General features: G+C 74.4%; 19 protein-coding genes, 1 tRNA gene and 2 pseudogenes. 19 read left to right on the forward strand and 3 right to left on the reverse strand.

The window, feature by feature from the left end; all coding sequences use genetic code 11:
• Positions 1–43 precede the first annotated feature (43 nt).
• Complete coding sequence (locus WDV06_RS12690) at positions 44–172, reverse strand: hypothetical protein (protein WP_390170179.1); 129 nt, start codon at positions 170–172, stop codon at positions 44–46.
• Positions 173–451: 279 nt separating this feature from the next.
• Between WDV06_RS12690 and WDV06_RS12695 the strand changes: the two are divergent.
• The 6 genes and pseudogenes from WDV06_RS12695 to WDV06_RS12720 all read left to right on the forward strand — a co-directional run.
• Positions 452–883: pseudogene (locus tag WDV06_RS12695) on the forward strand (ATPase, T2SS/T4P/T4SS family); the annotation flags it as partial.
• Positions 880–1,764: a type II secretion system F family protein gene (locus tag WDV06_RS12700; RefSeq protein ID WP_395509794.1), complete on the forward strand. Its 885-nt coding sequence runs from the start codon at positions 880–882 to the stop codon at positions 1,762–1,764. The pseudogene WDV06_RS12695 and the gene WDV06_RS12700, both read left to right, overlap by 4 nt.
• A complete protein-coding gene (locus WDV06_RS12705; protein WP_395509795.1) occupies positions 1,764–2,543 on the forward strand; it encodes a type II secretion system F family protein in 780 nt (259 codons plus the stop codon). Before WDV06_RS12700 ends, WDV06_RS12705 begins: the two co-directional genes overlap by 1 nt.
• A gap of 94 nt (positions 2,544–2,637) precedes the next feature.
• Positions 2,638–2,835 carry a DUF4244 domain-containing protein gene (locus tag WDV06_RS12710; RefSeq protein ID WP_395509796.1) on the forward strand — a complete coding sequence of 66 codons (198 nt, stop codon included), beginning with the start codon at positions 2,638–2,640 and terminating at the stop codon, positions 2,833–2,835.
• A complete protein-coding gene (locus tag WDV06_RS12715; protein ID WP_395509797.1) occupies positions 2,822–3,199 on the forward strand; it encodes a TadE family type IV pilus minor pilin in 378 nt (125 codons plus the stop codon). Before WDV06_RS12710 ends, WDV06_RS12715 begins: the two co-directional genes overlap by 14 nt.
• A gap of 59 nt (positions 3,200–3,258) precedes the next feature.
• Positions 3,259–3,456, forward strand: a pseudogene (locus WDV06_RS12720) (Rv3654c family TadE-like protein); the annotation flags it as partial.
• A gap of 96 nt (positions 3,457–3,552) precedes the next feature.
• Here WDV06_RS12720 and WDV06_RS12725 read toward each other — a convergent pair.
• Positions 3,553–6,000 carry a DEAD/DEAH box helicase gene (locus WDV06_RS12725; protein ID WP_395509798.1) on the reverse strand — a complete coding sequence of 816 codons (2,448 nt, stop codon included), beginning with the start codon at positions 5,998–6,000 and terminating at the stop codon, positions 3,553–3,555.
• Between the two features lie 80 nt (positions 6,001–6,080).
• On the opposite strand from WDV06_RS12725, the gene bldG reads away from it, so the two are divergent.
• The 13 genes from bldG to WDV06_RS12790 all read left to right on the forward strand — a co-directional run bounded on the left by bldG (position 6,081) and on the right by WDV06_RS12790 (position 23,833).
• The gene (gene bldG / locus WDV06_RS12730; RefSeq protein ID WP_049716377.1) at positions 6,081–6,422 is read left to right on the forward strand and encodes an anti-sigma factor antagonist BldG; all 342 of its coding nucleotides are present in this window, start codon (positions 6,081–6,083) and stop codon (positions 6,420–6,422) included.
• A gap of 115 nt (positions 6,423–6,537) precedes the next feature.
• Positions 6,538–6,978: an ATP-binding protein gene (locus WDV06_RS12735; RefSeq protein ID WP_395509799.1), complete on the forward strand. Its 441-nt coding sequence runs from the start codon at positions 6,538–6,540 to the stop codon at positions 6,976–6,978.
• 257 nt (positions 6,979–7,235) lie between these two features.
• The gene (locus WDV06_RS12740; RefSeq protein ID WP_395509800.1) at positions 7,236–9,641 is read left to right on the forward strand and encodes a sodium-translocating pyrophosphatase; all 2,406 of its coding nucleotides are present in this window, start codon (positions 7,236–7,238) and stop codon (positions 9,639–9,641) included.
• Positions 9,642–9,812: 171 nt separating this feature from the next.
• Positions 9,813–10,367 carry a small secreted protein gene (locus WDV06_RS12745; RefSeq protein ID WP_395509801.1) on the forward strand — a complete coding sequence of 185 codons (555 nt, stop codon included), beginning with the start codon at positions 9,813–9,815 and terminating at the stop codon, positions 10,365–10,367.
• 117 nt (positions 10,368–10,484) lie between these two features.
• Positions 10,485–11,999, forward strand: coding sequence for a DUF7059 domain-containing protein (locus WDV06_RS12750; protein ID WP_395509802.1), 1,515 nt, complete (start codon positions 10,485–10,487; stop codon positions 11,997–11,999).
• Between the two features lie 137 nt (positions 12,000–12,136).
• The gene (locus WDV06_RS12755; RefSeq protein WP_395509803.1) at positions 12,137–12,334 is read left to right on the forward strand and encodes a hypothetical protein; all 198 of its coding nucleotides are present in this window, start codon (positions 12,137–12,139) and stop codon (positions 12,332–12,334) included.
• Positions 12,335–12,600: 266 nt separating this feature from the next.
• A complete protein-coding gene (topA, locus tag WDV06_RS12760; RefSeq protein ID WP_395509804.1) occupies positions 12,601–15,435 on the forward strand; it encodes a type I DNA topoisomerase in 2,835 nt (944 codons plus the stop codon).
• 111 nt (positions 15,436–15,546) lie between these two features.
• A complete protein-coding gene (gene tmk, locus WDV06_RS12765; protein ID WP_395509805.1) occupies positions 15,547–18,819 on the forward strand; it encodes a dTMP kinase in 3,273 nt (1,090 codons plus the stop codon).
• Positions 18,820–18,927: 108 nt separating this feature from the next.
• A complete protein-coding gene (locus tag WDV06_RS12770) occupies positions 18,928–20,139 on the forward strand; it encodes a DNA polymerase III subunit delta' (protein ID WP_395509806.1) in 1,212 nt (403 codons plus the stop codon).
• Positions 20,140–20,282: 143 nt separating this feature from the next.
• Positions 20,283–21,818, forward strand: a complete 1,536-nt coding sequence (locus WDV06_RS12775; RefSeq protein ID WP_395509807.1) for an alpha/beta hydrolase — start codon at positions 20,283–20,285, stop codon at positions 21,816–21,818.
• Positions 21,819–21,924: 106 nt separating this feature from the next.
• Positions 21,925–21,998: transfer RNA gene (locus tag WDV06_RS12780), tRNA-Thr, on the forward strand.
• Positions 21,999–22,077: 79 nt separating this feature from the next.
• Positions 22,078–23,295 (forward strand): serine hydrolase domain-containing protein, encoded by a 1,218-nt coding sequence (locus WDV06_RS12785; protein WP_395509808.1) that lies wholly within the window; start codon positions 22,078–22,080, stop codon positions 23,293–23,295.
• A gap of 73 nt (positions 23,296–23,368) precedes the next feature.
• Positions 23,369–23,833, forward strand: coding sequence for a GNAT family N-acetyltransferase (locus WDV06_RS12790; protein ID WP_395509809.1), 465 nt, complete (start codon positions 23,369–23,371; stop codon positions 23,831–23,833).
• A gap of 7 nt (positions 23,834–23,840) precedes the next feature.
• Here WDV06_RS12790 and WDV06_RS12795 read toward each other — a convergent pair whose 3' ends face one another.
• A complete protein-coding gene (locus WDV06_RS12795) occupies positions 23,841–25,556 on the reverse strand; it encodes a bifunctional 3'-5' exonuclease/DNA polymerase (RefSeq protein WP_395509810.1) in 1,716 nt (571 codons plus the stop codon).
• Positions 25,557–25,703: the final 147 nt, after the last annotated feature.

The raw sequence follows: 25,703 nt of genomic DNA on the forward strand, positions 1-25,703 counted from the left end.
GCCGTTGCAGCGGCTGCGACTAGGGATATCACTGATCGATCGCTCACAAAAGAGCCACCTTCGAGATACCGACGGTGACGATGCAGCGCTCCAGCGCACCGGTCAAACCGCCGAGTAGGCCAAGACGCGGCGTCATCGCCGCCACGACCGACGGGCCGTCCTTAGAGATCACGTCAAAGCGCTGGGGGGCCTCCTGGGCGCCCTCAAAGCTCAGCGCGCTGACCTGGCAGGGAAGCCAAGGGGGCCGCGACCTCCAAGATCTCCTGCATCAACGCGATGGCCGAGGTCTGCTGACAGGCCACCGTCTATGGCCGGCCTCGGCCGCAGGCCGGTCATGAATGAGTAAAGACCCTGAGACGGATAGGTCTAATTGCAAGGGCTCCGTCAGCTCATGCTCGACAGGTTCCTGCTGAGACAGGACCGGGGCTGAGACAAGCGAACTGTTCCTAACGCCGGGCTCGTCACCCTGGCCGACCTGGTCCGCCAGGCCCTGCGGATGCGCCCCGACCGGCTGGTGGTCGGCGAGGTCCGCGGCGCCGAGGTGGCCGATCTGCTGGCCGCCCTGAACACCGGGCACGAAGGGGGCTGCGGCACGGTCCACGCCAATGCCGCCGAGCACGTCCCCGCCCGGCTGGAGGCGCTCGGCAGCGCCGCCGGGCTCGACCGGGCCGCCCTGCACAGCCAGTTGGCGGCCGCGCTCACCCTCGTGGTCCACCTCACCCGGGACCGGTCGGGGCGCCGGCGCGTGGCCGAGGTGCACGTGCTGGAGCGGGACCCGGGCGGGCTGGTGGTGACGGTGCCCGCGTTGCGCTGGGGCGCGCGGGGCTTCGTACGGGACCGGGGCTGGGAGCGGCTCGGGCCGCTGCTGCGGGGTGCCCGGTGAACGCCGGGGCGCTCGGGTCGGTGCCGGTCTTCGCCGGCGTGCTGTGCGCCGGGGCCGCCGCCTGGGGGCTGGCCGGGGGCGACGGGACGTCCCGGCGGGCCCGGCTGGTGCTGGCCGGCGGGGTTCCGGTGGTGCCGCGGCCGCCCGCACCCGGGTGGCGGCTGGCGGCGGCGGTGCGGGTGCGGGCCGCGCGGTGGCCGGAGTGGGCGGGACTCGCGGCCGGTGCGCTGGTGGCCGTACTGGGCGGATCGGTGATCCCGCTGGTGCTGGGGGCGGTCTCGGTGCCGCTGCTGCGCCGGTGGCTGCGGGTCCGGGAGCGGGAGCGGGTGCGGGCCGCGCGGGCGGCCGGGGTGCTGGAGCTGTGCGGGGCCGTGGTGGGTGAGCTGCGGGCCGGCGCCCAGCCGGGGCAGGCGCTGACGGCGGCGATACGGCGTACGGCGGCCGGCCCCGGGGGTCCGGGCCCGGCGGAGGCGGCCGTACTGGCGGCCGCGGCGTTCGGCGGGGACGTGGCCCGCGCCCTGCACGAGGCGGCGCGGGAGCCGGGAGCGGAGGGGCTGGCCGGGATGGCGGCCTGCTGGCGGGTCTCGGTGGACGGCGGCGCGGGGCTGGCGGCGGGGCTGGACCGGCTGGAGGGGGCCCTGCGGGCCGAGCGGGACCGGAAGGAGTCGTTGCGGGCCCAGTTGGCGGGGGCCAGGTCGACGACGGTGGTGCTCGCGCTGCTTCCGCTGGTGGGGCTGCTGATGGGGACCGGGCTCGGGGCTGACCCGCTGAAGGTCCTGCTGCACTCCCCGGTGGGCTGGGGCTGCCTGGCGGCGGGTGCGGTGCTGGAGGTGCTGGGGCTGCTGTGGTGCCGGCGGATCGTGCGGACGGGGGAAGGGTGATGGACGGGACGGCGGTCCGCGGGCTGGGGACGGTCCTGTGCCTGACGGTGGCGGTGTGGTGCGCGGGCTCGGCGGTGTCGGCGCGGCTGGGGCGGCGGGCGGCGCGGCGCAGGCTCGCGGTCGTCTTCCGGGCGGCGGAGCCGGTGCGGCGCGGGCCGCCGCGGGGTCTGCGGGTGCGGGCGGCGGTGGTGGGCTGGGCGGGGCCGGCCGGGGCGCTCCTGGCGGGCTGGGCGCTGATCGGCGGGGTGTCCGGGATGCTCGCCGGGTGCGGTGCGGCGGCCGGGGTGCGCTGGTGGGCGGCCCGGCCCCGGCCGGCCCCCGGGGCCGATCCGCGGGAGGCCGAGCGGCAGTTGCCCCTCGCGGCGGATCTGCTGGCCGCCTGTCTGGAGGCCGGCGCGGGCCCGGTCGAGGCGGCCGAGGTGGTGGGGGAGTCGCTGGGCGGGCCGGTGGGCGAACGGCTGGCGCTCGCAGGGGCGGAGCTGCGGCTCGGCGGGGAACCGGGCGCGGCGTGGGGGAGGTTGGCGGGCATACCCGGGGCGCGGGGGCTGGCCGAGTGTCTGGAGCGCGCGGCCCGGACGGGGGCGCCGGCGGCGGAGCCGGTCTCGCGGCTGGCGGCGGCCCTGCGTGCGGACCGGTCCCGGCGGGCGGGCGCCCGGGCGCAGCGGGCCGCGGTGCTCGTCACCGCGCCGGTGGGACTGTGCTTCCTGCCCGCCTTCCTCGCGGTGGGCGTCGCCCCGGTGGTGATCGGAATGGCCTCCGGTCTGCTGCCGGCCGGCTGAAAGACCGAAGTCCTCCGTGAACTGTGATCCGGTCCGGAGTTTCGGAGTCACAACCTGAAATCACATCAAGAACGTAATCCCACAGGAGGGTGTCATGAGGATCATCTGGTTTCGTCTGCGGGCGGCTGTGAGCGGCCGGGGGCGCGATGCGGGAATGTCGACTTCGGAATACGCCATGGGCACGATCGCGGCCTGTGCGTTCGCCGCGGTTCTGTACAAGGTGGTGACGAGTGACGTGGTTTCGGCGGCACTCCAGTCGACCATCGGGAAGGCGCTCGATGCGCCCTTCTGAGCGAAAGCCGCCGGCCGCACCGGACCGGGGCTGCGTGACGGCGGAGGCGGCGCTCGTCATTCCGGCCCTGGTGCTGTTCGCGGCGCTGCTGGTGTGGGCGCTGATGGCGGCGGCCGCGCAGATCCGGTGTGTGGACGCCGCCCGGGCCGGTGCCCGGGCGGCGGCCCGGTCGGAACCGGCCGGGGCGGTGCTGGCGGCGGCCCGCCAGGCCGCCCCGCCGGGGGCGGAGGTGGAGGTGGAGCGGTCCGGCGACCTGTGGCGGGTGCGGGTGGCCGCGCCCGCTCCGGGACCGGCCGGTCTTCCGGTCCGGCTCGGGGCGCGGGCGGCGGCCCTGGCCGAGGACGCCGTGGGGCCGCCGCCGTGAGCCGGGACCGGGGTTCCGCGACGGTGTGGGCCACCGCGGTGGCCACGGTGCTGGTGGCGGTGTTCGGGGGCGTGCTGCTGCTGGGTCAGGCGCTGGTGGCCCGGCACCGGGCGGGGGCCGCGGCCGATCTGGCGGCCCTCGCGGCGGCGGCCACCTGGGCGCACGGGCCGCGGGCCGCCTGTGCGGCGGCCGGGCGGGTGGCGGGGGCCCAGGGGGCGGTGGTGACGGGATGCCGGGTCGGGGGAGAGGTGGCCGAGGTCACCGCGGTCGTCCGGGCCGGCCCCTTCGCCCCGGCGGCCGCGGCCCGGGCGGGCCCGCCCCTGCCCCCGGGCCCGGTGCCGGGGGCCGGGCGGTCAGGGGGCCGGGGCCAGGAGACGGGTGAGGAGGCGGATCGCGCCGCGCTTGTGGAGGGGGTCGTTGCCGTTGCCGCACTTGGGGGACTGGATGCAGGAGGGGCAGCCCGCCTCGCACTCGCAGGCGGCGATGGCGTCCCGGGTGGCCGTCAGCCATTCCCGGGCCGTGTGGAAGGCCCGCTCCGCGAAGCCGGCGCCGCCCGGGTGGCCGTCGTAGACGAACACGGTGGGCAGCAGGGTGTCCGGGTGCAGCGGGACGGACACCCCGCCGATGTCCCAGCGGTCGCAGGTGGCGAACAGCGGGAGCAGGCCGATCGAGGCGTGCTCGGCGGCGTGCAGGGCGCCGCCGAGGATCTCCGGGCCGATCCGGGCCTCGTCGAGCTGGTCCTCGGTGACCGTCCACCACACGGCCCTGGTGCGCAGGGTGCGCGGCGGCAGGTCCAGTTTGGCCTCGCCGAGCACCTCGCCGGTGATCAGCTTGCGGCGCAGGTAGGACACCACCTGGTTGGTGACCTCCACGGAGCCGTAGCAGAGCCGGGCGGCGCCCCAGGGGATCTCGGTCTCGGTCTCCAGGACGGAGATCGAGGTGGTGTCGCGGGCGGTGGTCGAGAAGGGCGGGTCGGCCGCCTCGACCAGGGCCACCGAGTCCTCCAGGTCCAGCCGTCGCACCAGGTAGGTGCGGCCCTGGTGGAGGTGGACGGCGCCGTCGTGGACGGCGGTGTGGGAGGCGGACTCGTCCACGGTGCCCAGCAGCCGGCCGGTCTCGGCCTCCACGATCTGCACCGGGCGGCCCCCGCCGCCGCGGATGTCGGCCAGGTCCGAGGCCCGCTCCCGGCGGGTCCAGTGCCAGGCCGCGGTCCGCCGCCGCAGCAGCTTCGCCGCCTCCAGCTGGGGCAGCAGCCCGGCCGCGGCCGGGCCGAAGAGGTCCAGGTCGGCCTCGGTCAGGGGCAGCTCGGCGGCGGCCGCGCACAGGTGCGGGGCCAGCACGTAGGGGTTGTCGGGATCCAGCACGGTGGCCTCCACCGGCTGGCGGAAGAGGGTCTCGGGGTGGTGCACCAGGTAGGTGTCCAGCGGGTCGTCGCGGGCGATCAGCACCGCCAGGGCGCCCTGTCCCGACCGGCCCGCGCGGCCGGCCTGCTGCCACAGGGAGGCCCGGGTGCCCGGATAGCCGGTGATCAGTACGGCGTCGAGGCCGGAGACGTCCACGCCGAGCTCCAGGGCGGTGGTGGCGGCCAGCCCCAGCAGCTGCCCGGAGTGCAGGGCCCGCTCCAGGGCGCGGCGCTCCTCGGGCAGGTAGCCGCCCCGGTAGGCGGCGACCCTCCGGGGCAGGGACCGGTCCACCTCCGCCAGCCGCTCCTGGGCGATCACGGAGATCAGCTCGGCCCCGCGCCGGGAGCGGACGAAGGCCACCGTCCGGACCCCCTGGACCACCAGGTCGGTCAGCAGGTCGGCGGTCTCCGCCGTCGCGGTGCGGCGCACCGGGGCGCCCTTCTCGCCCTTCAGCTCGGTCAGCGGCGGCTCCCACAGGGCGAAGACCAGCTCGCCGCGCGGCGAGGCGTCGTCGGTGACCCCGGTGACCGGTACGCCGGTCAGCCGGGCGGCGGCCGCCGCGGGGTCGCTCGCCGTGGCGGAGGCCAGCAGGAACACCGGCTCGGAGCCGTAGCGGGCGCACAGCCGGCGCAGCCGCCGCAGCACCTGGGCGACGTGGGAGCCGAACACGCCGCGGTAGGTGTGGCACTCGTCGATCACCACGTAGCGCAGGGCCTTGAGGAACGAGGACCAGCGCGGATGGGAGGGCAGTATGCCGCGGTGCAGCATGTCGGGGTTGGTCAGCACGTAGTTCGCGTACTGGCGCACCCACTCGCGTTCCTCGACGGGTGTGTCCCCGTCGTACACGGCCGGCCGCACGGCGTTTCCGAGGGGTGCGGCCAGCTCGCGGACGGCGCGCCGCTGGTCGGCGGCCAGAGCCTTGGTAGGAGCCAGGTAGAGGGCGGTCGCACCCCGCCCGTTCGGGGCTTCGGCGCCGTCGGCGAGGGCGGACAGCACGGGGGCCAGGTAGGCCAGGGACTTGCCCGAGGCCGTCCCGGTGGCGATGACGACGGACGCGCCGTCCAGGGCGAGCTCGGCGGCCGCGGCCTGGTGTTCCCACGGGTGTTCGATACCCGCCGCCCGGATCGCGGCTACTACATCCGTTCGGACCCGGTGCGGCCAGACCGCATGACGACCCTCCCGAGGGGGCAAGTGCTCCGTATGGGTGATGCGCGCAGCTCGGGAAGGCCCCCGTGACAGGCGGTCCAGAACGGTGCCGGGGGTGGGTCGTGGGTCCGCCGGTGCCGTGGCCGGACCGGGGCGATGAGTGTTGGCCATTGGAACCGAGTGTGTCACCGCCGTGCGGGACAATGGCCTCAAGGCGTCGTGCGCGCCTGCCGGTAAGTGATTGAATGCCATCGCGGCAGCCGATCCCTCCCCTACCTTCGGGTGGGAGGCCCCTGGGGGGCGCCGCTCGATAGCAAGGTGCTGGAGGATCCGTGGACCTGTCCCTGTCGACTCGCACTGTCGGCGACCGTACGGTCGTGGAGGTCGGTGGCGAGATTGATGTGTATACCGCGCCCAAGCTGCGCGAGCAGTTGGTGGAGTTGGTGAACGACGGCAGTTACCACCTGGTCGTCGACATGGAGCGAGTGGACTTCCTCGACTCCACCGGCCTCGGTGTGCTCGTGGGAGGCCTCAAGCGCGTCCGCGCGCACGAGGGCTCGCTGCGTCTGGTCTGCAACCAGGAGCGCATCCTGAAGATCTTCCGGATCACCGGCCTGACGAAGGTGTTCCCGATCCACACCTCCGTGGACGACGCCGTCAGCGCCACCGACTGACGGCTCCCGGCGGGCGCCGCTCCGGCGGCGCGGGAGCCGATGAGGAGCAGGGGGTACCGGACCACGGGTGGTCCGGGCCCCTGTCAAGGCACGCCTGTAGTCCGAGGGGGACGCCATGGCCACCGTTGAACTGCGCTTCAGCGCCCAGCCCGAACACGTCCGCACGGCCCGCCTGGTCGCGGCCGCCGTGGCGCGCAGGGCCGGGGTGGAAGAAGCCGTCCTCGACGAGGTGCGCCTCGCCGTGGGCGAGGCCTGTTCCCGTGCCGTCGGACTCCACCGCAGCAACGGGCTGACCGCGCCCGTCCGGGTGGTGCTGACCGAGGAGGAGAAGCTGTTCTCCATCGAGGTCGGCGACGAGGTGCCCGGGCCGTCCGGCGGCTCCTCCGAGCCGGTGCCCGGGATGGACGCCGCCCTGGACCCGGACGCCGACGGCGAGGACGAGATGGGCCTCGCCGTGATCAGCGGGCTCGTCGACGACGTCTCCGTGACCAGTGGGGAATCGGGCGGAACGATCCGGATGCGCTGGCCCGTCACCACCGGCGCCGATCTTCCGTGAGACCGTGACCGTCCTATCTTCCGATCTTTATCAAGGCCCTGCTGAGCAGGGCCTTTTTCATTTCCCCGGAAATCGTCTCGACCGCTGATCGACCGTCAATGCCTTTGCCCCATTACCTCTTTCGAGGGTAAAGGAGTGACGCGATCTATTGCTGAGGAGCAAGAGAACGCCAATTCCGTTTCACGCCCACTGTTTTGATCGGGGTGCGCTCCCTACAATCCGTCCACATCTTGAGCTCATCACGTCAAGGAGGACGAATGACGGGGCTCTTCACCCCCATTGCCACGGATCACGCCGGTGATCTGGCGGCCGCAGTACTCACCGATGACAACCGGGTCATCGTGTTCGTCATCGCGGGCATCGCTCTGGCCGCACTCGTCGTCGCGCAGATCCTGGTCCGCCAGGTGCTCGCGGCCGACGAGGGCACCAGCAGCATGAAGCAGATCGCCGCCGCGGTGCAGGAGGGCGCGAACGCCTATCTGGGCCGTCAGTTGCGCACCCTCGGCATCTTCGCGGTCGTGGTCTTCTTCCTGCTCTTCCTGCTCCCCGCCGACGACTGGACGCAGCGCTCGGGGCGCTCCGCCTTCTTCCTCGTCGGCGCCCTCTTCTCGGCCACCACGGGCTACATCGGCATGCGCCTCGCCGTCCGTGCCAACGTGCGGGTCGCCGCGGCCGCCCGCGAGGCCACCCCCGCCGAGGGCGAACCCGCCAAGGACCTGACCGAAGTGGCCCACAAGGCCATGAAGATCGCCTTCCGTACGGGCGGCGTGGTCGGCATGTTCACCGTCGGCCTCGGCCTGCTCGGCGCCTCCTGCGTCGTGCTCGTCTACGCCGCCGACGCCCCCAAGGTGCTGGAGGGCTTCGGCCTCGGCGCCGCGCTCATCGCGATGTTCATGCGCGTGGGCGGCGGCATCTTCACCAAGGCCGCCGACGTGGGCGCCGACCTGGTCGGCAAGGTCGAACAGGGCATTCCGGAGGACGATCCGCGCAATGCCGCGACCATCGCCGACAACGTGGGCGACAACGTCGGCGACTGCGCGGGGATGGCGGCCGACCTCTTCGAGTCGTACGCCGTCACCCTCGTGGCCGCCCTCATCCTCGGCAAGGCCGCCTTCGGCGACCTCGGTCTCGCCTTCCCGCTGATCGTGCCCGCCATCGGCGTCATCACCGCCATGATCGGCATCTTCGCCGTGGCCCCGCGCCGCTCCGACCGCAGCGGGATGACCGCGATCAACCGCGGCTTCTTCATCTCCGCGGTGATCTCCCTGGTGCTCGTCGGCGCCGCCGTCTACGCCTACCTCCCGGCCACCTACAAGGAGCTCACCGGGGTCGAGGACGCCGCGATCCTGGGCCACGACGGGGATCCGCGGATCCTGGCCGTGGTCGCCGTCGCCATCGGCATCGTGCTCGCGGCCCTCATCCAGCAGCTGACGGGCTACTTCACCGAGACCAGCCGCCGCCCCGTCCGGGACATCGGCAAGACCTCGCTGACCGGCCCCGCCACCGTCGTCCTCGCCGGCATCTCCGTCGGCCTGGAGTCCGCCGTCTACACGGCGCTGCTCATCGGCCTCGGCGTCTACGGGGCCTTCCTGCTCGGCGGCACGTCCATCATGCTCGCCCTCTTCGCGGTGGCCCTGGCCGGCACCGGCCTGCTCACCACCGTCGGCGTCATCGTCGCCATGGACACCTTCGGCCCGGTCTCCGACAACGCCCAGGGCATCGCCGAGATGTCCGGGGACGTCGAGGGCGCCGGCGCCCAGGTCCTCACCGACCTCGACGCCGTCGGCAACACCACCAAGGCCATCACCAAGGGCATCGCCATCGCCACCGCCGTCCTCGCCGCGGCCGCGCTCTTCGGCTCGTACAACGACGCCATCACCAACGCGGTCAAGACGGTCGGCGCCAAGGCCGGCGAGATGAACCTCAGCCTCGCCATCGCCCAGCCCAACAACCTGGTGGGCCTGATCCTGGGCGCGGCCGTCGTGTTCCTGTTCTCGGGCCTGGCCATCAACGCCGTGTCCCGCTCCGCGGGCGCCGTCGTCTACGAGGTGCGCCGCCAGTTCCGCGAGCACCCCGGGATCATGGACTACTCGGAGAAGCCCGAGTACGGGCGCGTCGTGGACATCTGCACCAAGGACGCCCTGCGCGAGCTGGCCACGCCCGGCCTGCTCGCCGTGCTCACCCCGATCGCGGTCGGCTTCACCCTCGGCGTCGGCGCACTCGGCTCCTTCCTCGCGGGCGCCATCGGCTGCGGCACCCTGATGGCGGTCTTCCTCGCCAACTCCGGCGGCGCGTGGGACAACGCCAAGAAGCTCGTCGAGGACGGCCACCACGGCGGCAAGGGCAGCGAGGCCCACGCCGCGGTCGTCATCGGCGACACCGTCGGCGACCCGTTCAAGGACACCGCCGGCCCGGCCATCAACCCGCTGCTGAAGGTCATGAACCTGGTGGCCCTGCTGATCGCCCCCGCGGTCGTGCAGTTCAGCTACGGCGCGGACACCAGCGCGACCGTCCGGGCCGTCGTCGCGGCCATCGCCCTGCTGATCATCGTCGGTGCGGTGTACACGTCCAAGCGCCGCGGCATCGCCGTCGGCGGTGACGAGGGGGAGGACACGGCCGCGGAGCGCGTGGCGCAGCCGGCCGACCCGGCGACCGTCTCCTGACCCCGCGGAGCCCCTGAGGCGGTCCCGCGGCCCCGTGGGCGGGCCGGCTCGGGGGATGCGCCCGAACGGCGGACGGGCGGCGCGTACTGACGCGCCGTCCGTCCGCCTTTCTGTGTGCTCGGATGGCGGGCGTGTATCTTCCGGCCGAGAGCCTTCGAAGGGACCAATCCGGTGAACAAGAAGCTTGCGGCCGCGGTGTCCTGCGGTGCGGTACTGATGCTCGCGCTGTCCGGCTGCGGCGGTGACGACGACGGCGACAAGAAGGCTGACGCCTGGGCCAAGAAGGTCTGCGACAAGTGGGAGCCCCAGCTCACCAAGATCAAGACCACCAACGACGACCTGAAGCGCGTCGCCTCGCAGAGCAGCAAGCCCGAGGAGGTCCAGTCGACCGACTCGGCCGCGTTCCAGACCCTTTCCGACTCCTACAAGAGCATGGCGGCCTCCCTGACGGCCGCCGGCGAGGCCCCCGTCAAGGACGGCAAGTCCGCCCAGGACTCCGTGGTGAAGAGCTACGGCGAGATCTCCAAGGGCTACACCGACCTCAAGACGAAGATCGACGCGCTCGACCCCAAGGACCAGGCCAAGTTCGCGGACGGCCTCCAGCAGGTGGCCAGCGGGCTCACCGAGGTGGCGGCCAACGAGACCGCGAGCAAGGAGAAGCTCAACTCGACCGGGCTGAAGGTGATCTACACCCAGAAGGGCTGCCAGGTCTCGGCGCCCAAGTAGCTCCGCCGCACGGGGCGCGGGCGGGCGCGGTCCGCCTCCGCCCCGCCCGTCGCGCGCCTGCGCGACCGGCTCCCGCCGGTCGTACGGATCGACGGTGGCAGCGGCCACAATGGACGGGTGAGTACCACCAGCCTCCCCCAGCCCGACCGCGCCGCCGAGCTCCGCGCAGCCTTCCTCGCGGCCGGATTCACCGCCGACGGGCTGCTCGACCTGCTCGGCGCCCCCGCCTACGCCGCGCTCGCCCGCAGCGAGACGGTGCCCGCCCTGCGCGCCACCCGCAGCCACGGCGACGACCCCCTCGCCACCCTGGTCCGGCTGTTCCTCCTCCAGTGCCCCGTCCCCGAGGCGCACGCCGCGCGGGCGCTGCCCGTCGAGGCCGCGCTCGCCGACGGCTGGCTGCGGCGGGAGGGCGATGAGGTGCACGCCACGGTCGACGTGCGCCCGTACGGCGGTCCCGACGGCGAGGACTGGTTCATCGTCTCCGACCTCGGCTGCGCCGTCGGCGGGGCCGGCGGCATCGGCAGCCGCGAGGAGGGGGTCGTCCTCGGCGTCGGCGGGGCCTCCACCACCCTGGCCGGGATCACCGTCCGCGTCCCCGTCGGCTCGGCCCTCGACCTCGGCACCGGGTCCGGGATCCAGGCGCTGCACGCGGCCCAGCACGCCACCCGCGTCACCGCCACCGACGTCAACCCGCGGGCCCTGGAATTCACCCGGCTGACGCTGGCTCTCTCCGGGGCGCCCGAGGCGGAGCTGCTCACCGGGTCCCTGTTCGAGCCGGTCGGGGACGCCGCGTACGACCTGATCGTGTCCAACCCGCCCTTCGTCATCTCCCCCGGCGCCCGCCTCACCTACCGGGACGGCGGCATGGGCGGCGACGACCTGTGCCGGACCCTGGTCCAGCAGGCGGGGGCCCACCTCAACCCGGGCGGGTTCGCGCAGTTCCTCGGCAACTGGCAGCACGTGGAGGGCGAGGACTGGCGCGACCGGGTCCGTTCCTGGGTGCCGCGCGGCTGCGACGCGTGGATCGTGCAGCGCGACGTGCAGGACGTGACGCAGTACGCCGAGCTGTGGCTGCGCGACGCCGGCGACCACCGCGCCGACCCGGCGGAGTACGCGGCGCGCTACGAGGACTGGCTGGACGAGTTCGAGTCCCGCAAGACCAAGGCCGTCGGCTTCGGCTGGATCACCCTGCGCCGCACGGACGCGGCCGAGCCCTCGATCGTCGTCGAGGAGTGGCCGCACACGGTGGAGCAGCCGCTCGGCGAGACCGTCCTCGCGCACTTCGCCCGCCAGGACTACCTGCGCGAGCACGACGACGCCGCGCTGCTGGCCGGGTACTTCCGGCTGACCGGGGAGGTCGTCCAGGAGCAGGTCGGCGCGCCCGGCGCGGAGGACCCCGAGCACGTGGTCCTGCGGCAGAACCGGGGGATGCGCCGGGCCACGAAGGTGGACACGGTCGGGGCGGGCTTCGCCGGCGTGTGCGACGGCTCGCTCAGCGCCGGCCGGATCCTCGACGCCATCGCCCAGCTGGTCGAGGAGGACCCGGTCCTGCTGCGGGACCGTACCCCGGAGGCGATCCGGATGCTGGTCGAGCAGGGCTTCCTGGAGCCCGTGCAGGAGCCCGGCCGGTAGCGGTCCGGGGCGGCGGCGCCGGGCGGACCCGTGATGTAACCCGGGGTTCGCCCGCCGTTCCCCCACGGGTGGCAGGCTCCCGCTCGGCGGGGGATTCGGGGGGATCCCCCGAGCGGCCCGGGTGGAGGGGGAACGGCATGGAACGCGGTCCGGCGGTCTTCGCGGCGGGCGTGTTCCTGCTGTTCGGCACGGCCCTGCTGGTCTGGACGGGGGCGCGCGCGAGCCGCCGGGCACCGGTGGCCGAAGGCGTGCGCCCCGCGGTGGCCGTACCGCTGGCGCTGCTCGCCGGAGCGGGGTCGCTGGCCCTGGGAGTCTGGTGCCTCCAGCGGTTCTGAGGCACGGACCGGCGATGATCTCCGCCGGGGGTGAAACCCGACGTCGCGGCGGGTGCGGGGGCGGGGCCAGACGGCCCCCGGGCCACTCGGCCCGGTGACCGGGAAGGGCCCGGCGCGGCATCCGGGCGGCAGAAATGGCACTTGTCGGGTTACCGTTCGAGTGGCCGTTGCGGGCTTGTGCCGTTTGACACGGGGGCGGGTTGTACCGTCACACTCCGCAGCGTCGCCGTACTGCGACCGAGTGCCGACCGGAGAGAAGAGCCAAGTTGTCCCCGACTAGCGAGACCGCACAGGGCGGCCGCCGACTCGTCATCGTCGAGTCCCCTGCCAAGGCGAAGACGATCAAGGGCTACCTCGGCCCTGGATACGTCGTCGAGGCGAGCGTCGGGCACATCCGCGACCTCCCGAACGGCGCGGCCGAGGTCCCCGACAAGTACACCGGCGAGGTCCGCCGTCTCGGCGTGGACGTCGAGCACGACTTCGCGCCCATCTATGTCGTCAACGCGGACAAGAAGGCCCAGGTCAGGAAGCTCAAGGACCTGCTGGCCGAGTCCGACGAACTCTTCCTCGCCACCGATGAGGACCGCGAGGGCGAAGCCATCGCGTGGCACCTCCAGGAAGTCCTCAAGCCCAAGGTCCCCGTCCACCGGATGGTCTTCCACGAGATCACCAAGGACGCCATCCGGGACGCCGTCGCCAACCCGCGCGAGCTCAACCAGCGCATGGTCGACGCGCAGGAGACCCGCCGCATCCTCGACCGCCTCTACGGCTACGAGGTCTCGCCGGTCCTGTGGAAGAAGGTCATGCCGCGGCTGTCGGCCGGCCGCGTCCAGTCCGTCGCCACCCGTCTCGTCGTCGAGCGCGAGCGCGAGCGCATCGCCTTCCGCTCCGCCGAGTACTGGGACCTGACCGGCACCTTCGGCACCGGCCGCGCCGGTGACGCCTCCGACCCGTCCTCCCTGGTCGCCCGCCTCAACACGGTCGACGGCAAGCGCGTCGCACAGGGCCGCGACTTCGGACCGATCGGGCAGCTCAAGGGCGACGTGCTGCACCTCGACGAGGCGAACGCGCGGGCGCTCGCCGCCGCGCTCCAGGACGCCGCGTTCTCCGTCCGCTCGGTCGAGTCCAAGCCGTACCGCCGCTCGCCGTACGCGCCGTTCCGCACGACGACCCTCCAGCAGGAGGCCTCGCGCAAGCTGGGCTTCGGCGCGAAGGCGACGATGCAGGTGGCGCAGAAGCTGTACGAGAACGGCTTCATCACCTACATGCGTACGGACTCCACCACGCTCTCCGACACCGCGGTGGCGGCGGCGCGGGCGCAGGTCACGCAGCTCTACGGGGCCGACTACCTGCCCGAGAAGCCGCGGGTCTACGCCGGCAAGGTCAAGAACGCCCAGGAGGCGCACGAGGCGATCCGGCCTTCGGGTGATCGTTTCCGCACCCCCGCCGAGACCGGCCTGACCGGCGACCAGTTCCGCCTGTACGAGCTCATCTGGAAGCGGACCGTCGCCTCTCAGATGAAGGACGCGACCGGCAACTCCGTCACCGTGAAGATCGGCGGCCGCGCGGCCGACGGCCGGGACGCCGAGTTCAGCGCCTCCGGCAAGACGATCACCTTCCACGGCTTCATGAAGGCCTACGTCGAGGGCGCCGACGACCCGAACGCCGAACTCGACGACCGCGAGCGCCGCCTGCCGCAGGTGGCCGAGGGCGACGCGCTGGCCGCCGAGGAGATCACCGCCGACGGCCACGCGACCAAGCCCCCGGCCCGCTACACCGAGGCCTCGCTGGTCAAGGAGCTGGAGGAACGGGAGATCGGCCGCCCGTCGACGTACGCGTCGATCATCGGCACGATCCTCGACCGCGGCTACGTCTTCAAGAAGGGCACGGCGCTCGTCCCGTCCTTCCTGTCCTTCGCCGTCGTGAACCTGCTGGAGACCCACTTCGGCCGGCTCGTCGACTACGACTTCACCGCCAAGATGGAGGACGACCTCGACCGCATCGCGCGGGGCGAGGCCCAGTCCGTGCCGTGGCTGAAGCGGTTCTACTTCGGCTCCGAGAACGCCACCGAGGTCGTCCCGGCCGACGGCGACCACCTCGGCGGCCTCAAGGAACTGGTCACCGACCTCGGCGCGATCGACGCCCGGGAGATCTCCTCCTTCCCGGTCGGCGACGGCATCGTGCTGCGCGTCGGCCGCTACGGCCCGTACGTCGAGCGCGGGGAGAAGGACGCGGAGGGCCACCAGCGGGCCGACGTGCCGGACGACCTGGCCCCGGACGAGCTGACGGTCGCCTACGCGGAGGAACTGTTCGCGAAGCCGAGCGGCGAGTTCGCGCTCGGCGCGGACCCGGTCAGCGGCAACCAGATCGTCGCCAAGGACGGCCGCTACGGCCCGTACGTGACGGAGATCCTGCCCGAGGGCACCCCGAAGACCGGCAAGAACGCGGTCAAGCCGCGCACGGCCTCGCTGTTCAAGACCATGTCCCTGGACACGGTCACCCTGGAGGACGCCCTGCGGCTGATGTCGCTGCCGCGCGTCGTGGGCACGGACGCGGAGGGCGTGGAGATCACCGCCCAGAACGGCCGCTACGGCCCGTACCTGAAGAAGGGCACGGACTCGCGGTCCCTGGAGACCGAGGACCAGCTCTTCTCGATCACCCTGGACGAGGCCCTCGCGATCTACGCGCAGCCCAAGCAGCGCGGCCGGGCCGCGGCCAAGCCGCCGCTGAAGGAGCTGGGCACGGACCCGGTCAGCGAGAAGCCGGTGGTCGTCAAGGACGGCCGCTTCGGCCCGTACGTGACGGACGGCGAGACGAACGCGACGCTGCGCCGCGACGACGACGTCGAGACGATCACGCCGGAGCGGGGCTACGAACTGCTCGCGGAGAAGCGGGCCAAGGGGCCGGCGAAGAAGACCGCCAAGAAGGCCCCGGCCAAGAAGGCGCCCGCCAAGAAGGCCCCGGCGAAGAAGGCCACGGCCGCGAAGAAGACCACCGCCGCGAAGAAGACGACGGCCGCGGCGGCCAAGAAGACGGCGGCGAAGAAGACGACGACGGCGGCCGCGAAGAAGGCTGCCGCCGCCGCCCCGGCGGACGAGTAGTCCCCCGCGGGGGCGGGGCGTGACCCCGTCCCCGCGCGGTGGGTCCGGGGTCACAGCGGGCGCCGTCCACAGGCCACGGCAACGGCCCGGCGCAGCGGATAGGCTGGGCGGATGACGCGAGCCGAGCAGCCGACGGTCGTGACCGCCTCCGAGAACCCCGCCTACGACGAAGCCCTGGCCGCGGACTCCCGCGAGCGAGCGGTGCGCGCCCTGCTGCGCACCCCCGGGCTGCGCCGGCTGTGGAGCGCCCAGCTGGTGACCGGCATCGGCGACGCCCTCGCCCTGCTGGTCCTCGTCCTGCTGACCCTTCAGGCGACGGTCACCACCGCCTCCGGAAACCTCTTCGGCGGCGGCTACCGGGGCGCGGCCCTCTCCGTCGCCGCCGTTTTCGCGGTGCGGGTCCTCGCCACGGTGCTCTTCGGCGCGGTCCTCCTCGGCCCGCTGGCCCGGCTCACCGCCCCCGGTGGCCGGCTCGACCGCCGCTGGACGATGGTCGGCGCCGACGGGCTGCGGATCGTGCTGTTCGTCGTCGCACCGCTCTGGCTCGACTGGATCCCGGCGCACGCCACGACCGCGCTGCTGGCCACCGTGCTGGTCTCCGGCGCCGCCGAGCGGGTGTGGACGCTGGCCAAGGAGAGCGCCGCCCCCGGGCTGCTGCCCGCGCCGCCGCCGGAGGGGGCGACCGTGCGCCCGCTCCCGGACCACCTCGACGCCCTGCGCCGCCTCAGCCTGCGCACCGCCTTCGCCGCGATGCCCGTCGCGGCCGCCGCCCTGCTCGTCGCGACCCTGGTCGGGCGGGCGCTGGGCCTGGGCGTGGACTGGTTCGCCGCCAACCCGTCGGCGCTGGGCTCGTACGTCGCCGCCGGTCTGTTCGCCGCCTCCGTGTCGCTGCTGCTGCCGCTGACGCTGCCCGCCGTCAAGACCCCGAGGCCGCGCTCCCCGCTGGAGGGGCTGCGGGCCCCGCGGGCGGGCGACCGGGCCGAGAAGGGCCGTACGGGCGCGTTCCGGCTGCTCGTGCTGGCCTGCGCCGCCGTCGCCGCGGCCGTGGCCGGCGCCGCCTCCGTCGCCGTGCTGCACGCCTTCGACCTGGGCGGCGGCCCCTCCTCGTACGCCCTGATGGTGCTCGCCCTCGTCGGCGGCACCGCCGCCGGGATCCGCGCCACCCAGGCCGGGAAGGTCCTGCCCGGCCTCTCCCGGCGCCGGCTGCTGGCCCTGGCCATGGCCGTCGCCGGGCTGGCGCTGCTGCTGACCGGCCTGGTGCGGGACACGGCGACCGTGCTGTTCCTGGCGCTGCTCGCCGGGCTCGCCGCGGGCGTCGCCGCCAACACCGGCCACACCCTGCTCGACCAGGAGACCGAGGAGTTCCGCCGGGCCCGGGCCACCGAGCACCTGCAGGCCGTGGTGCGGGTGGCCGTGGCCCTGGGGGCCGTCGGCGCCCCGGTGCTGGCCGCCCTGATCGGCCCGCACCGGCTGGGCGGCGGCGCCGTCGTCCTCGTGCACGGCGGCGCGGCCTACACCCTGATGCTGCTCGGCGTGCTGCTGCTGCCCGCCGCCGTCCTGGTCCTCACCCGGGCCGACGACCGCGGCGGCGTACCGCTGCGCCGCGACCTGCGCGACGCCCTGCGCGGCGGGGAGCCCGTACAGGCCCCGTCCGCGACCGGGTTCTTCATCGCCCTGGAGGGCGGCGACGGAGCCGGCAAGTCCACCCAGGTCGAGGCCCTGGCCGACTGGATACGGGGCAAGGGCCACGAGGTCGTCGTGACCCGGGAACCCGGCGCCACCCCCGTCGGCAAGCGGCTGCGCTCCATCCTGCTCGACGTCTCCTCCGCCGGGCTGTCGAACCGCGCCGAGGCGCTGCTGTACGCGGCCGACCGCGCGGAGCACGTCGACACCGTCGTCCGGCCCGCCCTGGAGCGGGGCGCGGTGGTCATCTCCGACCGCTACATCGACTCCTCGGTGGCCTACCAGGGCGCCGGGCGCGACCTGTCCCCGACCGAGATCGCCCGGATCTCCCGCTGGGCCACGGACGGCCTGGTCCCCAACCTGACCGTGCTGCTGGACGTGTCCCCGGAGACCGCGCGGGAGCGCTTCACCGAGGCGCCCGACCGGCTGGAGTCCGAGCCGACCGAGTTCCACCAGCGGGTGCGGGCCGGCTTCCTGACGCTCGCCGCCGCCGACCCCGGCCGCTACCTGGTGGTCGACGCGGGCCAGGACCCCGGCTCCGTGACCACCGTCGTGCGCCACCGCCTGGACCGGATGCTCCCGCTGTCCGAGGCCGAGGTGGCCGCGCAGCTGGAAGCCCGCCGGCTCGCCGAGGAGGAGGCCCGGCGCAAGGCCGAGGCGGAGGCGGCCCGCAAGGCGGAGGAGGCCCGGCTGAAGGCCGAGGAGGAGGCCCGGCTGGCCAGGGAGGCCGAGGAGGCGCGGCTCCGGGCGGAGCGGGAGGCCGAGGAGGCCCGGCTCCGGGCGGAGCGGGAGGCCGCCGAAGCCCGGCTCAAGGCCGAACGGGAGGCCGCCGAGGCACGTCGGCTGGCCGAGGCGGAGGCCGCCCGCAAGGCGGAGGAAGCCCGGCTGAAGGCCGAGGAGGAGCGGCGCAGGGCCGAGGCGGAGGCCCGCGTCCGGGCCGAGGCCGAGCGGCTGCGCGCCGAGGCCGAGGAGCGGGCCCTCGCCGCCGAGCGGGAGCGGATCCGGCTCCAGGAGGCGGAGGAGGCCCGGCTGCGCGCCGAGGCGGAGGAGCGCCGGCTGGAGAAGCAGCGGCGGGCCGAGGAGGCCCTGCTGAGGGCGGAGGAGGCGCGCAAGCTCGCGGAGGCCTCCGCCGCCAGGGCCGCGGAGGCCGCCCGGGCGAAGGCCGCCGAGGCGCCCGCGCCGAAGGTCGTGATGAGCAAGGACCCGCTCCCGGCGGACGAGGCCGTCACGGTCGAGACGCCGGTGGTGCGCCGGGTCGTCCAGCCGGACGACGTGACCCAGACGGTCCCCGTGCCCAAGGTCGACCCGTCGGCGGCGCGCCCGTCCGACGAGACGGCGGTCCTGCCCGCCGTACGGCCCGACGGACCGGGTGCCGCACCCGGCGGGCGGACCCGTCCGGCGGAGCGTCCGACGGCCCCGCACACCCAGGAGCCCCCGGCCGACCGGGTGCCGCCGGGGATCTTCCGGGACTCCGGCAACGACGTGACCCGCGAGCTGCCCGTCTTCGACGGGGACGGCCGGCCGCGCCGGGCCCCGTCCGACTGGGCCGAGGCGACCCCCATGGACGACGTGCCGACCCTGGCGGACGAGCTGCTGGGCCCCCGGCCGGACCACCGCGACGAGCGCGACGACCGCGACGAGCGCGGTGACGACGGCGGCCGGGGCGACGGCGGCCGGGGCGGATGGCGCCGTCGCCGGTGAGCCGGCGGGCGGGCGCACCCCGCACCGGGGACGGATTGTCGGTGGCGCGCGCCACAATGTGAGCAGGCGGGTGCGGAGCGCCCACGGACGTGAGAGGCGGTGGGCGGGATGCCCGTGTGGGACGACCTGGTCGGCCAGGAGCGCGTGCACGCGCAGCTGGCCGCCGCCGCCCGCGACGCCGACGCCCTGGTCACGGCCGCCGCCGAGGGCGAACCGCTGCCGCCCGGCTCCAAGATGACCCACGCCTGGCTGTTCACCGGGCCTCCCGGCTCCGGGCGGGCCACCGCCGCCCGGGCCTTCGCGGCGGCCCTGCAGTGCGTCAGCCCGGACCGCGCCCTCGGCGGGGAGCCGGGCTGCGGGTTCTGCGACGGCTGCCACACCACCATGGCCGGGACGCACGCCGACGTGGAGATCGTCCGCACCGACCTGCTGTCGATCGGCGTGAAGGAGACCCGCGACCTGGTCCGCCGGGCCCAGCTCTCCCCGGCGGTGGGCCGCTGGCAGGTCATCGTCCTGGAGGACGCCGACCGGCTCACCGAGGGCGCGGGCAACGTCCTGCTGAAGGCCGTGGAGGAGCCCGCCCCGCGCACCGTGTGGCTGCTGTGCGCCCCCTCCCTGGAGGACGTGCTGCCCACCATCCGCTCCCGCTGCCGCCACCTCACCCTGACCACCCCGTCCGTGGCGGCGGTGGCCGAGGTGCTGGTGCGGCGCGACGGCGTCGAGCCGGCCGCCGCCGCGGCCGCCGCCCGCGCGACCCAGGGCCACATCGACCGGGCCCGCCGGCTCGCCACCGACGAGGCCGCCCGCTCCCGGCGCGCCGCCGTGCTGAAGCTGCCCCTGCGGGTGGATGACGTGGGCGGCTGCCTCAAGGCCGCGCAGGAGCTCGTGGACGCGGCCGCGGAGGACGCCAAGCAGGTCGCCGAGGAGGTCGACGCGAAGGAGACCGAGGAGCTGAGGGCCGCGCTCGGCGCCGGGGCGGGAGCCGGCGGCCGGCTGCCGCGCGGCACGGCCGGGGTGATGAAGGAGCTGGAGGACCGCCAGAAGCGTCGCCGCACCCGCACCCAGCGCGACAGCCTCGACCTCGCCCTCACCGACCTGACGGGCTTCTACCGGGACGTCCTGGCCCTCCAGCTCGGCTCCGCCCTGGCCCTCGCCAACGACGACATACGCCCCGACCTGGACCGGATCGCCCGCGCCTCGGGCCCCGAGCGGACGCTGCGGCGCATCGAGGCGATCATCGCCTGCCGCGAGGCCCTCGACCGGAACGTGGCCCCGCTCCTGGCCGTGGAGGCCATGACGATGGCCCTGCGGGCCGGCTGACGGGTTCACCCGTACGGGCGGTCCCGGGCGGTGCGCGGGCAGGACCGTACGGTCGTCGCACGGCGGGTCCGTCCCCGGTCGGCGGGCGGCCGCGCGGGCGGCGGCCGACGGACAGGCGCCTCCGCAGGCCGTACGCTCGCCGCATGGACACCAGGCGACTGCTGCGTACCACCGGGACCGTGATCGCAGCCGCCGGGCTGCTGCTCTCCGGCTGCACCTCGGGCAGCCCGGACGTGGCCTCGGCCTCGGCGGAGCCGTCCCCGGTGCCGTCCGGGCTGCGCCCGTACTACGACCAGAAGCTGAGCTGGCGCGACTGCGGTGTCCAGGGCTTCCAGTGCTCCACCATGAAGGCGCCGCTGGACTACGCGAACCCGGGCTCCGGCCAGGACGTGGACATCGCCGTGTCCCGCCGCACCGCCACCGGCCCGGGCAGCAAGCTCGGCTCCCTGGTGGTCAACCCGGGCGGCCCCGGCGGTTCCGGCATCGGCTACCTCCAGGCGTACGCCGGCATCGGCTACCCGGCGCCCGTGCGCGCCCGCTACGACATGGTCTCCTTCGACCCGCGCGGGGTGTCCCGCAGCAGCCCCGTGGAATGCCTGACCGGCCCGGAGATGGACCGTTTCACCCAGGTGGACCAGACCCCGGACGACCAGGCGGAACGGGCCCGGCTGGTGGCGGCGTTCCAGGAGTTCGCGGCGGGCTGCCGGCAGCGCTCCGCGCGGATCCTGCCGCACGTCTCCACGGTGGACGCCGCCCGCGACATGGACCTCCTCCGGGCGGTCCTGGGCGACGCGAAGCTGAACTACGTCGGCGCCTCCTACGGCACCTTCCTCGGCGCGACGTACGCGGACCTCTTCCCGGGCCGGGTGGGCCGACTGGTCCTGGACGGGGCGATGGACCCCTCGCGGCCGGCGCTCGAACTCAACCGCGACCAGACGGCCGGCTTCGACACGGCCTTCAGCTCCTTCGCCAAGGACTGCGCCAAGCAGGCCGACTGCCCGCTGGGGCGGGGGACGCCCCAGGCGCAGGGGCAGCGGCTGAAGGAGTTCTTCCGCACGCTGGACGCCCAGCCGGTCCCCTCCGGCGACCCGGGCCGCCCGCTGGGCGAGTCCCTCGCGACGACCGGCGTGATCGCGGCGCTGTACGACGAGAGCGCCTGGCCGCACCTGCGCCAGGCCCTCACGGAGGCGATGAACGGGGACGGCGCGGGCCTGCTGTCCCTCGCCGACAGCTACTACGAGCGCGAGACGGACGGCAAGTACGCCAACCTGATGTTCGCGAACGCGGCCGTGAACTGCCTCGACCAGCCCCCGGCCTTCGCCGGCCCGGAGGCGGTGGACGCCTCCCTGCCCTCCTTCGAGAAGGCCTCGCCGGTCTTCGGGGCGGGGCTGGCCTGGGCCTCGCTGAACTGCACGTACTGGCCGGTGAAGGCCACGGGCACGGCGAAGCCCCTCAAGGCCCGGGGAGCGGCCCCGATCGTGGTGGTCGGTACGACCCGCGACCCGGCGACCCCGTACAAGTGGGCCCAGGCCCTGGCGGACCAGCTCGACTCGGGCACCCTCCTCACCTACGACGGCGACGGCCACACGGCGTACGGCCGGGGCAGCGACTGCATCGACACCGCGATCAACCGCTACCTCCTGGAGGGCCGGACCCCACCCGCCGGGAAGCGCTGCTGACCCCCCGGACGAAACCTGGTTCGGGGCATCGGTTCGCACCCTGTAGACTTGGCGACGCTGCTGATGAGAGCCTCCCGCAGGGGAATTTTCTCGTCTTCCCAGCGGTGCCGCCTTAGCTCAGTTGGCCAGAGCAACGCACTCGTAATGCGTAGGTCTCGGGTTCGAATCCCGAAGGCGGCTCAGCGAAACCCCAGGTCACATTGTCCGTGACCTGGGGTTTCTTGTGTTCGGATCGATGTGCCCGGACGGTGGTGGTGGGATGCCGGGCAGGGTGGCGCGGTGGCGTGGGGTGGCGGTCGGGGCGGCCGTGGTGGGGCTGGTGGTGGTGCCCGGAGGGGGCGGGGCGGGGCGTGCGGGGGAGCCCGGCGGGCCCGAGGTCCTGGCGGCCGCGCCGGAGGCCGACGGGTTCCCGGAGCTCACGCCGGCGGTGGCGGCGGAGCTGGACGGGGCCGTGCGGAAGGTGCTCAAGGAGGCCGGGGTGCCCGGGGTGCTCGTGTCGCTCTCGGCGCCGGGCAAGGGGGAGTACGTACGGGCCTTCGGGGTCGCCGACAGGGCCACGGGCGCGCCGATGAAGACCGACATGAACATGCGGATCGGAAGCGTCACCAAGACCTTCACCGTGACCGCGCTGCTGAGGCTGGTCGACCAGGGGAAGGCGGGGCTTGACGATCCCGTCGGGAAGTACGTGGCGGGTGTGCCCAACGGGGAGCGAATCACGCTGCGCGAGCTGGCCGAGATGCGCAGCGGCCTGTACGACTACTCCGAGGACGCGGGGTTCTTCAAGGCCCTGACCAGCGATCCGCGGCGGCCGTTCACCCCGCAGGAGCTGCTCTCGTACGCGTTCAGGCACCCGGTGCTGTTCGCTCCGGGGCAGAAGTTCTCCTACTGCAACACCAATCTGGTGCTGCTGGGGCTGGTGGTGGAGAAAGTGAGCGGGCAGCCGCTCGACCGGTTCGTCACCGATCAGGTGATCCAGCCGGCCGGGCTGCGGCACACGCTGTTCCCGACGGACGCCCGGTTCCCCGACCCGCACCCGCAGGGCTACACCGACCAGACCGCCGACGGGAAGGTCCAGGACGCCGCCGACTGGAACCCCTCCTGGGGATGGGCCGCCGGGGCGATGACCTCCGACCTCGGTGACCTGCGGAGCTGGGCCGGGACCCTGGCCGCCGGCACCCTCCTCAAGCCCGCCACCCAGGCCCGGCGGCTGAAGCTGGTCCAGGCCGCGCCGGACGCCGGGTACGGGCTGGGCCTGTTCGACGTCGCCGGGTGGATCGGGCACAACGGCTCGCTGCCCGGCTACGAGGCGCTGGCCGTCCACCTGCCCCGGGCGCAGGCCACGCTGGTGGTGCTGCTCAACACCGACATCCCGTACCGGGGGTCCGAGCCGAGCACCGCCTTCGGCGAGGCCATCACGAAGATCGTCACTCCGCGGCACGTCTTCGCGCTGCCCGCCCAGCCCGTCACCGGTCCCTGAGCCGCGGCGGTGGTGCCGGCCTGCGGTCCCGCGCACAATGGACGGCCAAGCGCGAGTGATCAAGGAGCGTCGGATGGCTGAGCAGGGTGGGGTTTCGGTACGGGTCGCCGGGGAGGCGGACCTCGATGTGGCCGCCGAGCTGTTCCGGGGGTACCTGGAGTTCTACGAGGTGAAGGTCGAAGACCCGGACCGGCCGCGGGAGTTCCTCGCCGAGCGGATCGCCAGGGACGAGTCGCTGGTGCTGCTCGGCGAGGTGGCGGGTCTGGGGACGGTCGGGTTCGCGCAGGTCTACCGGACCTTCTCCTCGCTTACGCTGCGGCCGGCCTGGGTGCTCAACGACCTGTACGTGGCACCGGCGGGGCGCCGCACCGGCGCCGGGCGGGCCCTGCTGCGCGAGGTGCTGGAGCGGGCGCGGCAGGCCGGGGTCGTCGGGGTGCAGCTGGAGACCGCGTACGACAACCACGTCGCGCAGGGGCTGTACGAGTCGGAGGGGTTCGTGCGGGAGGGGTTCCACATCTATTTCCGCGATCTCGGGTGAGCCCCGCTCATTTCGCGTCGGCGTAGCACTCCACGACCGCCGTGGTGAACGGGAAGCGGACGGGGGTGTCGCCGAAGGCGATCCGGCCCGCGCGGTCGCCGGCCGCGCGGATCGCCTCGGCGACGGCCTCGGCCTCCTCGGCCGGGCAGTGCACGATCACCTCGTCGTGCTGGAAGAACACCAGCTCCGCCCGCATCCCGGCGGTGGCCTGGCGCAGTGCCGCCAGCATCAGCAGGGCCCAGTCGGCGGCGCTGCCCTGGACGACGAAGTTGCGGGTGAAGCGGCCGCGGGCGCGGGTGTCGGTCGAGGCGTAGGACGGGGGCCGGCCGGTGGCCTCGTCCTCGCGGTCCTGGGGGAGGCCGGCCTCCCCGTCCTCGGCGGCGCCGGCCGGGGGCGGGCAGGTGCGGCCCAGCCAGGTGCGCACCAGGCGGCCCTCCTCGCCGGCGCGGGCGGCGTCGTCCACGTACGCCACGGCGCGGGGGAAGCGGCGGCGCAGGGCGGCGAGGTTCTTGAGGCCGTCGCCGGAGGTCTGCCCGTAGACGGCGCCCAGCACGGCGATCTTGGCCTTCTCCCGGTCGCCGGAGAAGGTCTGGCGGGAGACGGCCGCGTAGAGGTCCTCCGGGCGGCCGGCCACCTCCATGAAGGCGGGGTCGCGGGAGATCGCCGCGAGGACGCGGGGCTCCATCTGGTCGGCGTCGGCGACGACGAGCCGCCAGCCCGGGTCGGCGACGACCGCCCGGCGGATCACCTTGGGGATCTGCAGGGCTCCTCCGCCGTGGGTGACCCAGCGGCCGGTGAGGGTGCCGGCGGGGACGAACTCGGGGCGGAAACGGCCGTCGTGGACCCAGTCGGCGAGCCAGGACCAGCCGTGGGCGGTGTAGATCCGGTAGAGCTTCTTGTAGAGGAGGAGCGGCGCGACCGCCGGGTGGTCGACCTCCTGGAGCTCCCAGCGGCGGGTCGAGCGGAGTGCGATCCCGGCCTCGGCGAAGGCCTTGACCACGTCGGCGGGCAGGTCGGGGCGGACCCGGCGGCCGAACGCGGCGGAGACCTCCTCGGCCAGCTGCGCCAGCCGGCGGGGCTCGCCCCGGCCGGCGTAGCGCTCGCCGAGCAGCTCGGTGAGCAGGGCGCGGTGGACGTCGGCCCGCCACGGCATGCCGGTGTGCTGCATCTCGGCGGCGATCAGGAACGCCGCCGACTCGGCGGCGGTCAGGAGGCGGAGCCGGTCGGGGTGGGCCGTGGCGGCGTGCCGGCGGGCCTGGTCGGCGTGGACGGCGAGGAGGGCCTCCAGGGGCAGGGGAGCGGCCGGCTGGTGGTGCGGGTCGGCGAGGCCGGCGGCGTCGAAGAGGGAGTCCTGGGTGCGGACGGGGGCGGGGGCGGCGGTGCGGGCCGGCGGGTCCGGGGGGACGGGGGCGTGGGTGAGGCGGGCCCAGGCGGCGGCGGCCGAGCGGGGTTCGCCGGAGCGGCCCTCGTGGCCGAGGAGGAGGAGCTCGGCGTCCTCGATGTCGTAGCAGCGGTCCACGCGGAGGCCGGCGGCCAGGAGGCGGGGGTAGACGGCCGCGGTGGAGCGCCAGATCCAGCGGGTGGCGGGCGGTGCGGAGCGGATCGCCTCCGCGGGGGTGGCGAAGGTGAGGGGGCCCGTGGGGGGTGGGGGGACGGGGGTGGCCTGCCATTGGTGGTCCGGGGTCTCCGTCAGGGCCCAGGGGGTGGTGGGGTGGTCGCTCACGAGTGCGAGTGTCCCACCGGGGGCTGACAGGGAGCCGCTGCGCGGGGCCGTCTCCCCGCCCGGCCCCTCTTCCGTGTTTCCGGGGTCCGGCCCCGGCCGGCGGGGCCGGGTTCCGGCCGGGGCGGGACGGCCGGCCGGTCGTCGCGG

This window comes from Streptomyces racemochromogenes, from assembly GCF_044129415.1.
GTDB classification, from domain to species: domain Bacteria; phylum Actinomycetota; class Actinomycetes; order Streptomycetales; family Streptomycetaceae; genus Streptomyces; species Streptomyces racemochromogenes_A.

Excerpts from the sequence above, each read along its gene's own strand:
- WDV06_RS12715 (WP_395509797.1), top strand. The coding sequence starts at position 2,822 with ATGCGCCCTTCTGAGCGAAAGCCGCCGGCCGCACCGGACCGGGGCTGC.
- WDV06_RS12790 (WP_395509809.1), top strand. The coding sequence starts at position 23,369 with ATGGCTGAGCAGGGTGGGGTTTCGGTACGGGTCGCCGGGGAGGCGGAC.
- WDV06_RS12725 (WP_395509798.1), bottom strand. The coding sequence starts at position 6,000 with ATGGCATTCAATCACTTACCGGCAGGCGCGCACGACGCCTTGAGGCCA.
- WDV06_RS12785 (WP_395509808.1), top strand. The coding sequence starts at position 22,078 with ATGCCGGGCAGGGTGGCGCGGTGGCGTGGGGTGGCGGTCGGGGCGGCC.
- WDV06_RS12740 (WP_395509800.1), top strand. The coding sequence starts at position 7,236 with ATGACGGGGCTCTTCACCCCCATTGCCACGGATCACGCCGGTGATCTG.
- WDV06_RS12755 (WP_395509803.1), top strand. The coding sequence starts at position 12,137 with ATGGAACGCGGTCCGGCGGTCTTCGCGGCGGGCGTGTTCCTGCTGTTC.
- tmk (WP_395509805.1), top strand. The coding sequence starts at position 15,547 with ATGACGCGAGCCGAGCAGCCGACGGTCGTGACCGCCTCCGAGAACCCC.
- WDV06_RS12735 (WP_395509799.1), top strand. The coding sequence starts at position 6,538 with ATGGCCACCGTTGAACTGCGCTTCAGCGCCCAGCCCGAACACGTCCGC.
- WDV06_RS12705 (WP_395509795.1), top strand. The coding sequence starts at position 1,764 with ATGGACGGGACGGCGGTCCGCGGGCTGGGGACGGTCCTGTGCCTGACG.
- WDV06_RS12770 (WP_395509806.1), top strand. The coding sequence starts at position 18,928 with ATGCCCGTGTGGGACGACCTGGTCGGCCAGGAGCGCGTGCACGCGCAG.
- WDV06_RS12775 (WP_395509807.1), top strand. The coding sequence starts at position 20,283 with ATGGACACCAGGCGACTGCTGCGTACCACCGGGACCGTGATCGCAGCC.
- WDV06_RS12710 (WP_395509796.1), top strand. The coding sequence starts at position 2,638 with ATGAGGATCATCTGGTTTCGTCTGCGGGCGGCTGTGAGCGGCCGGGGG.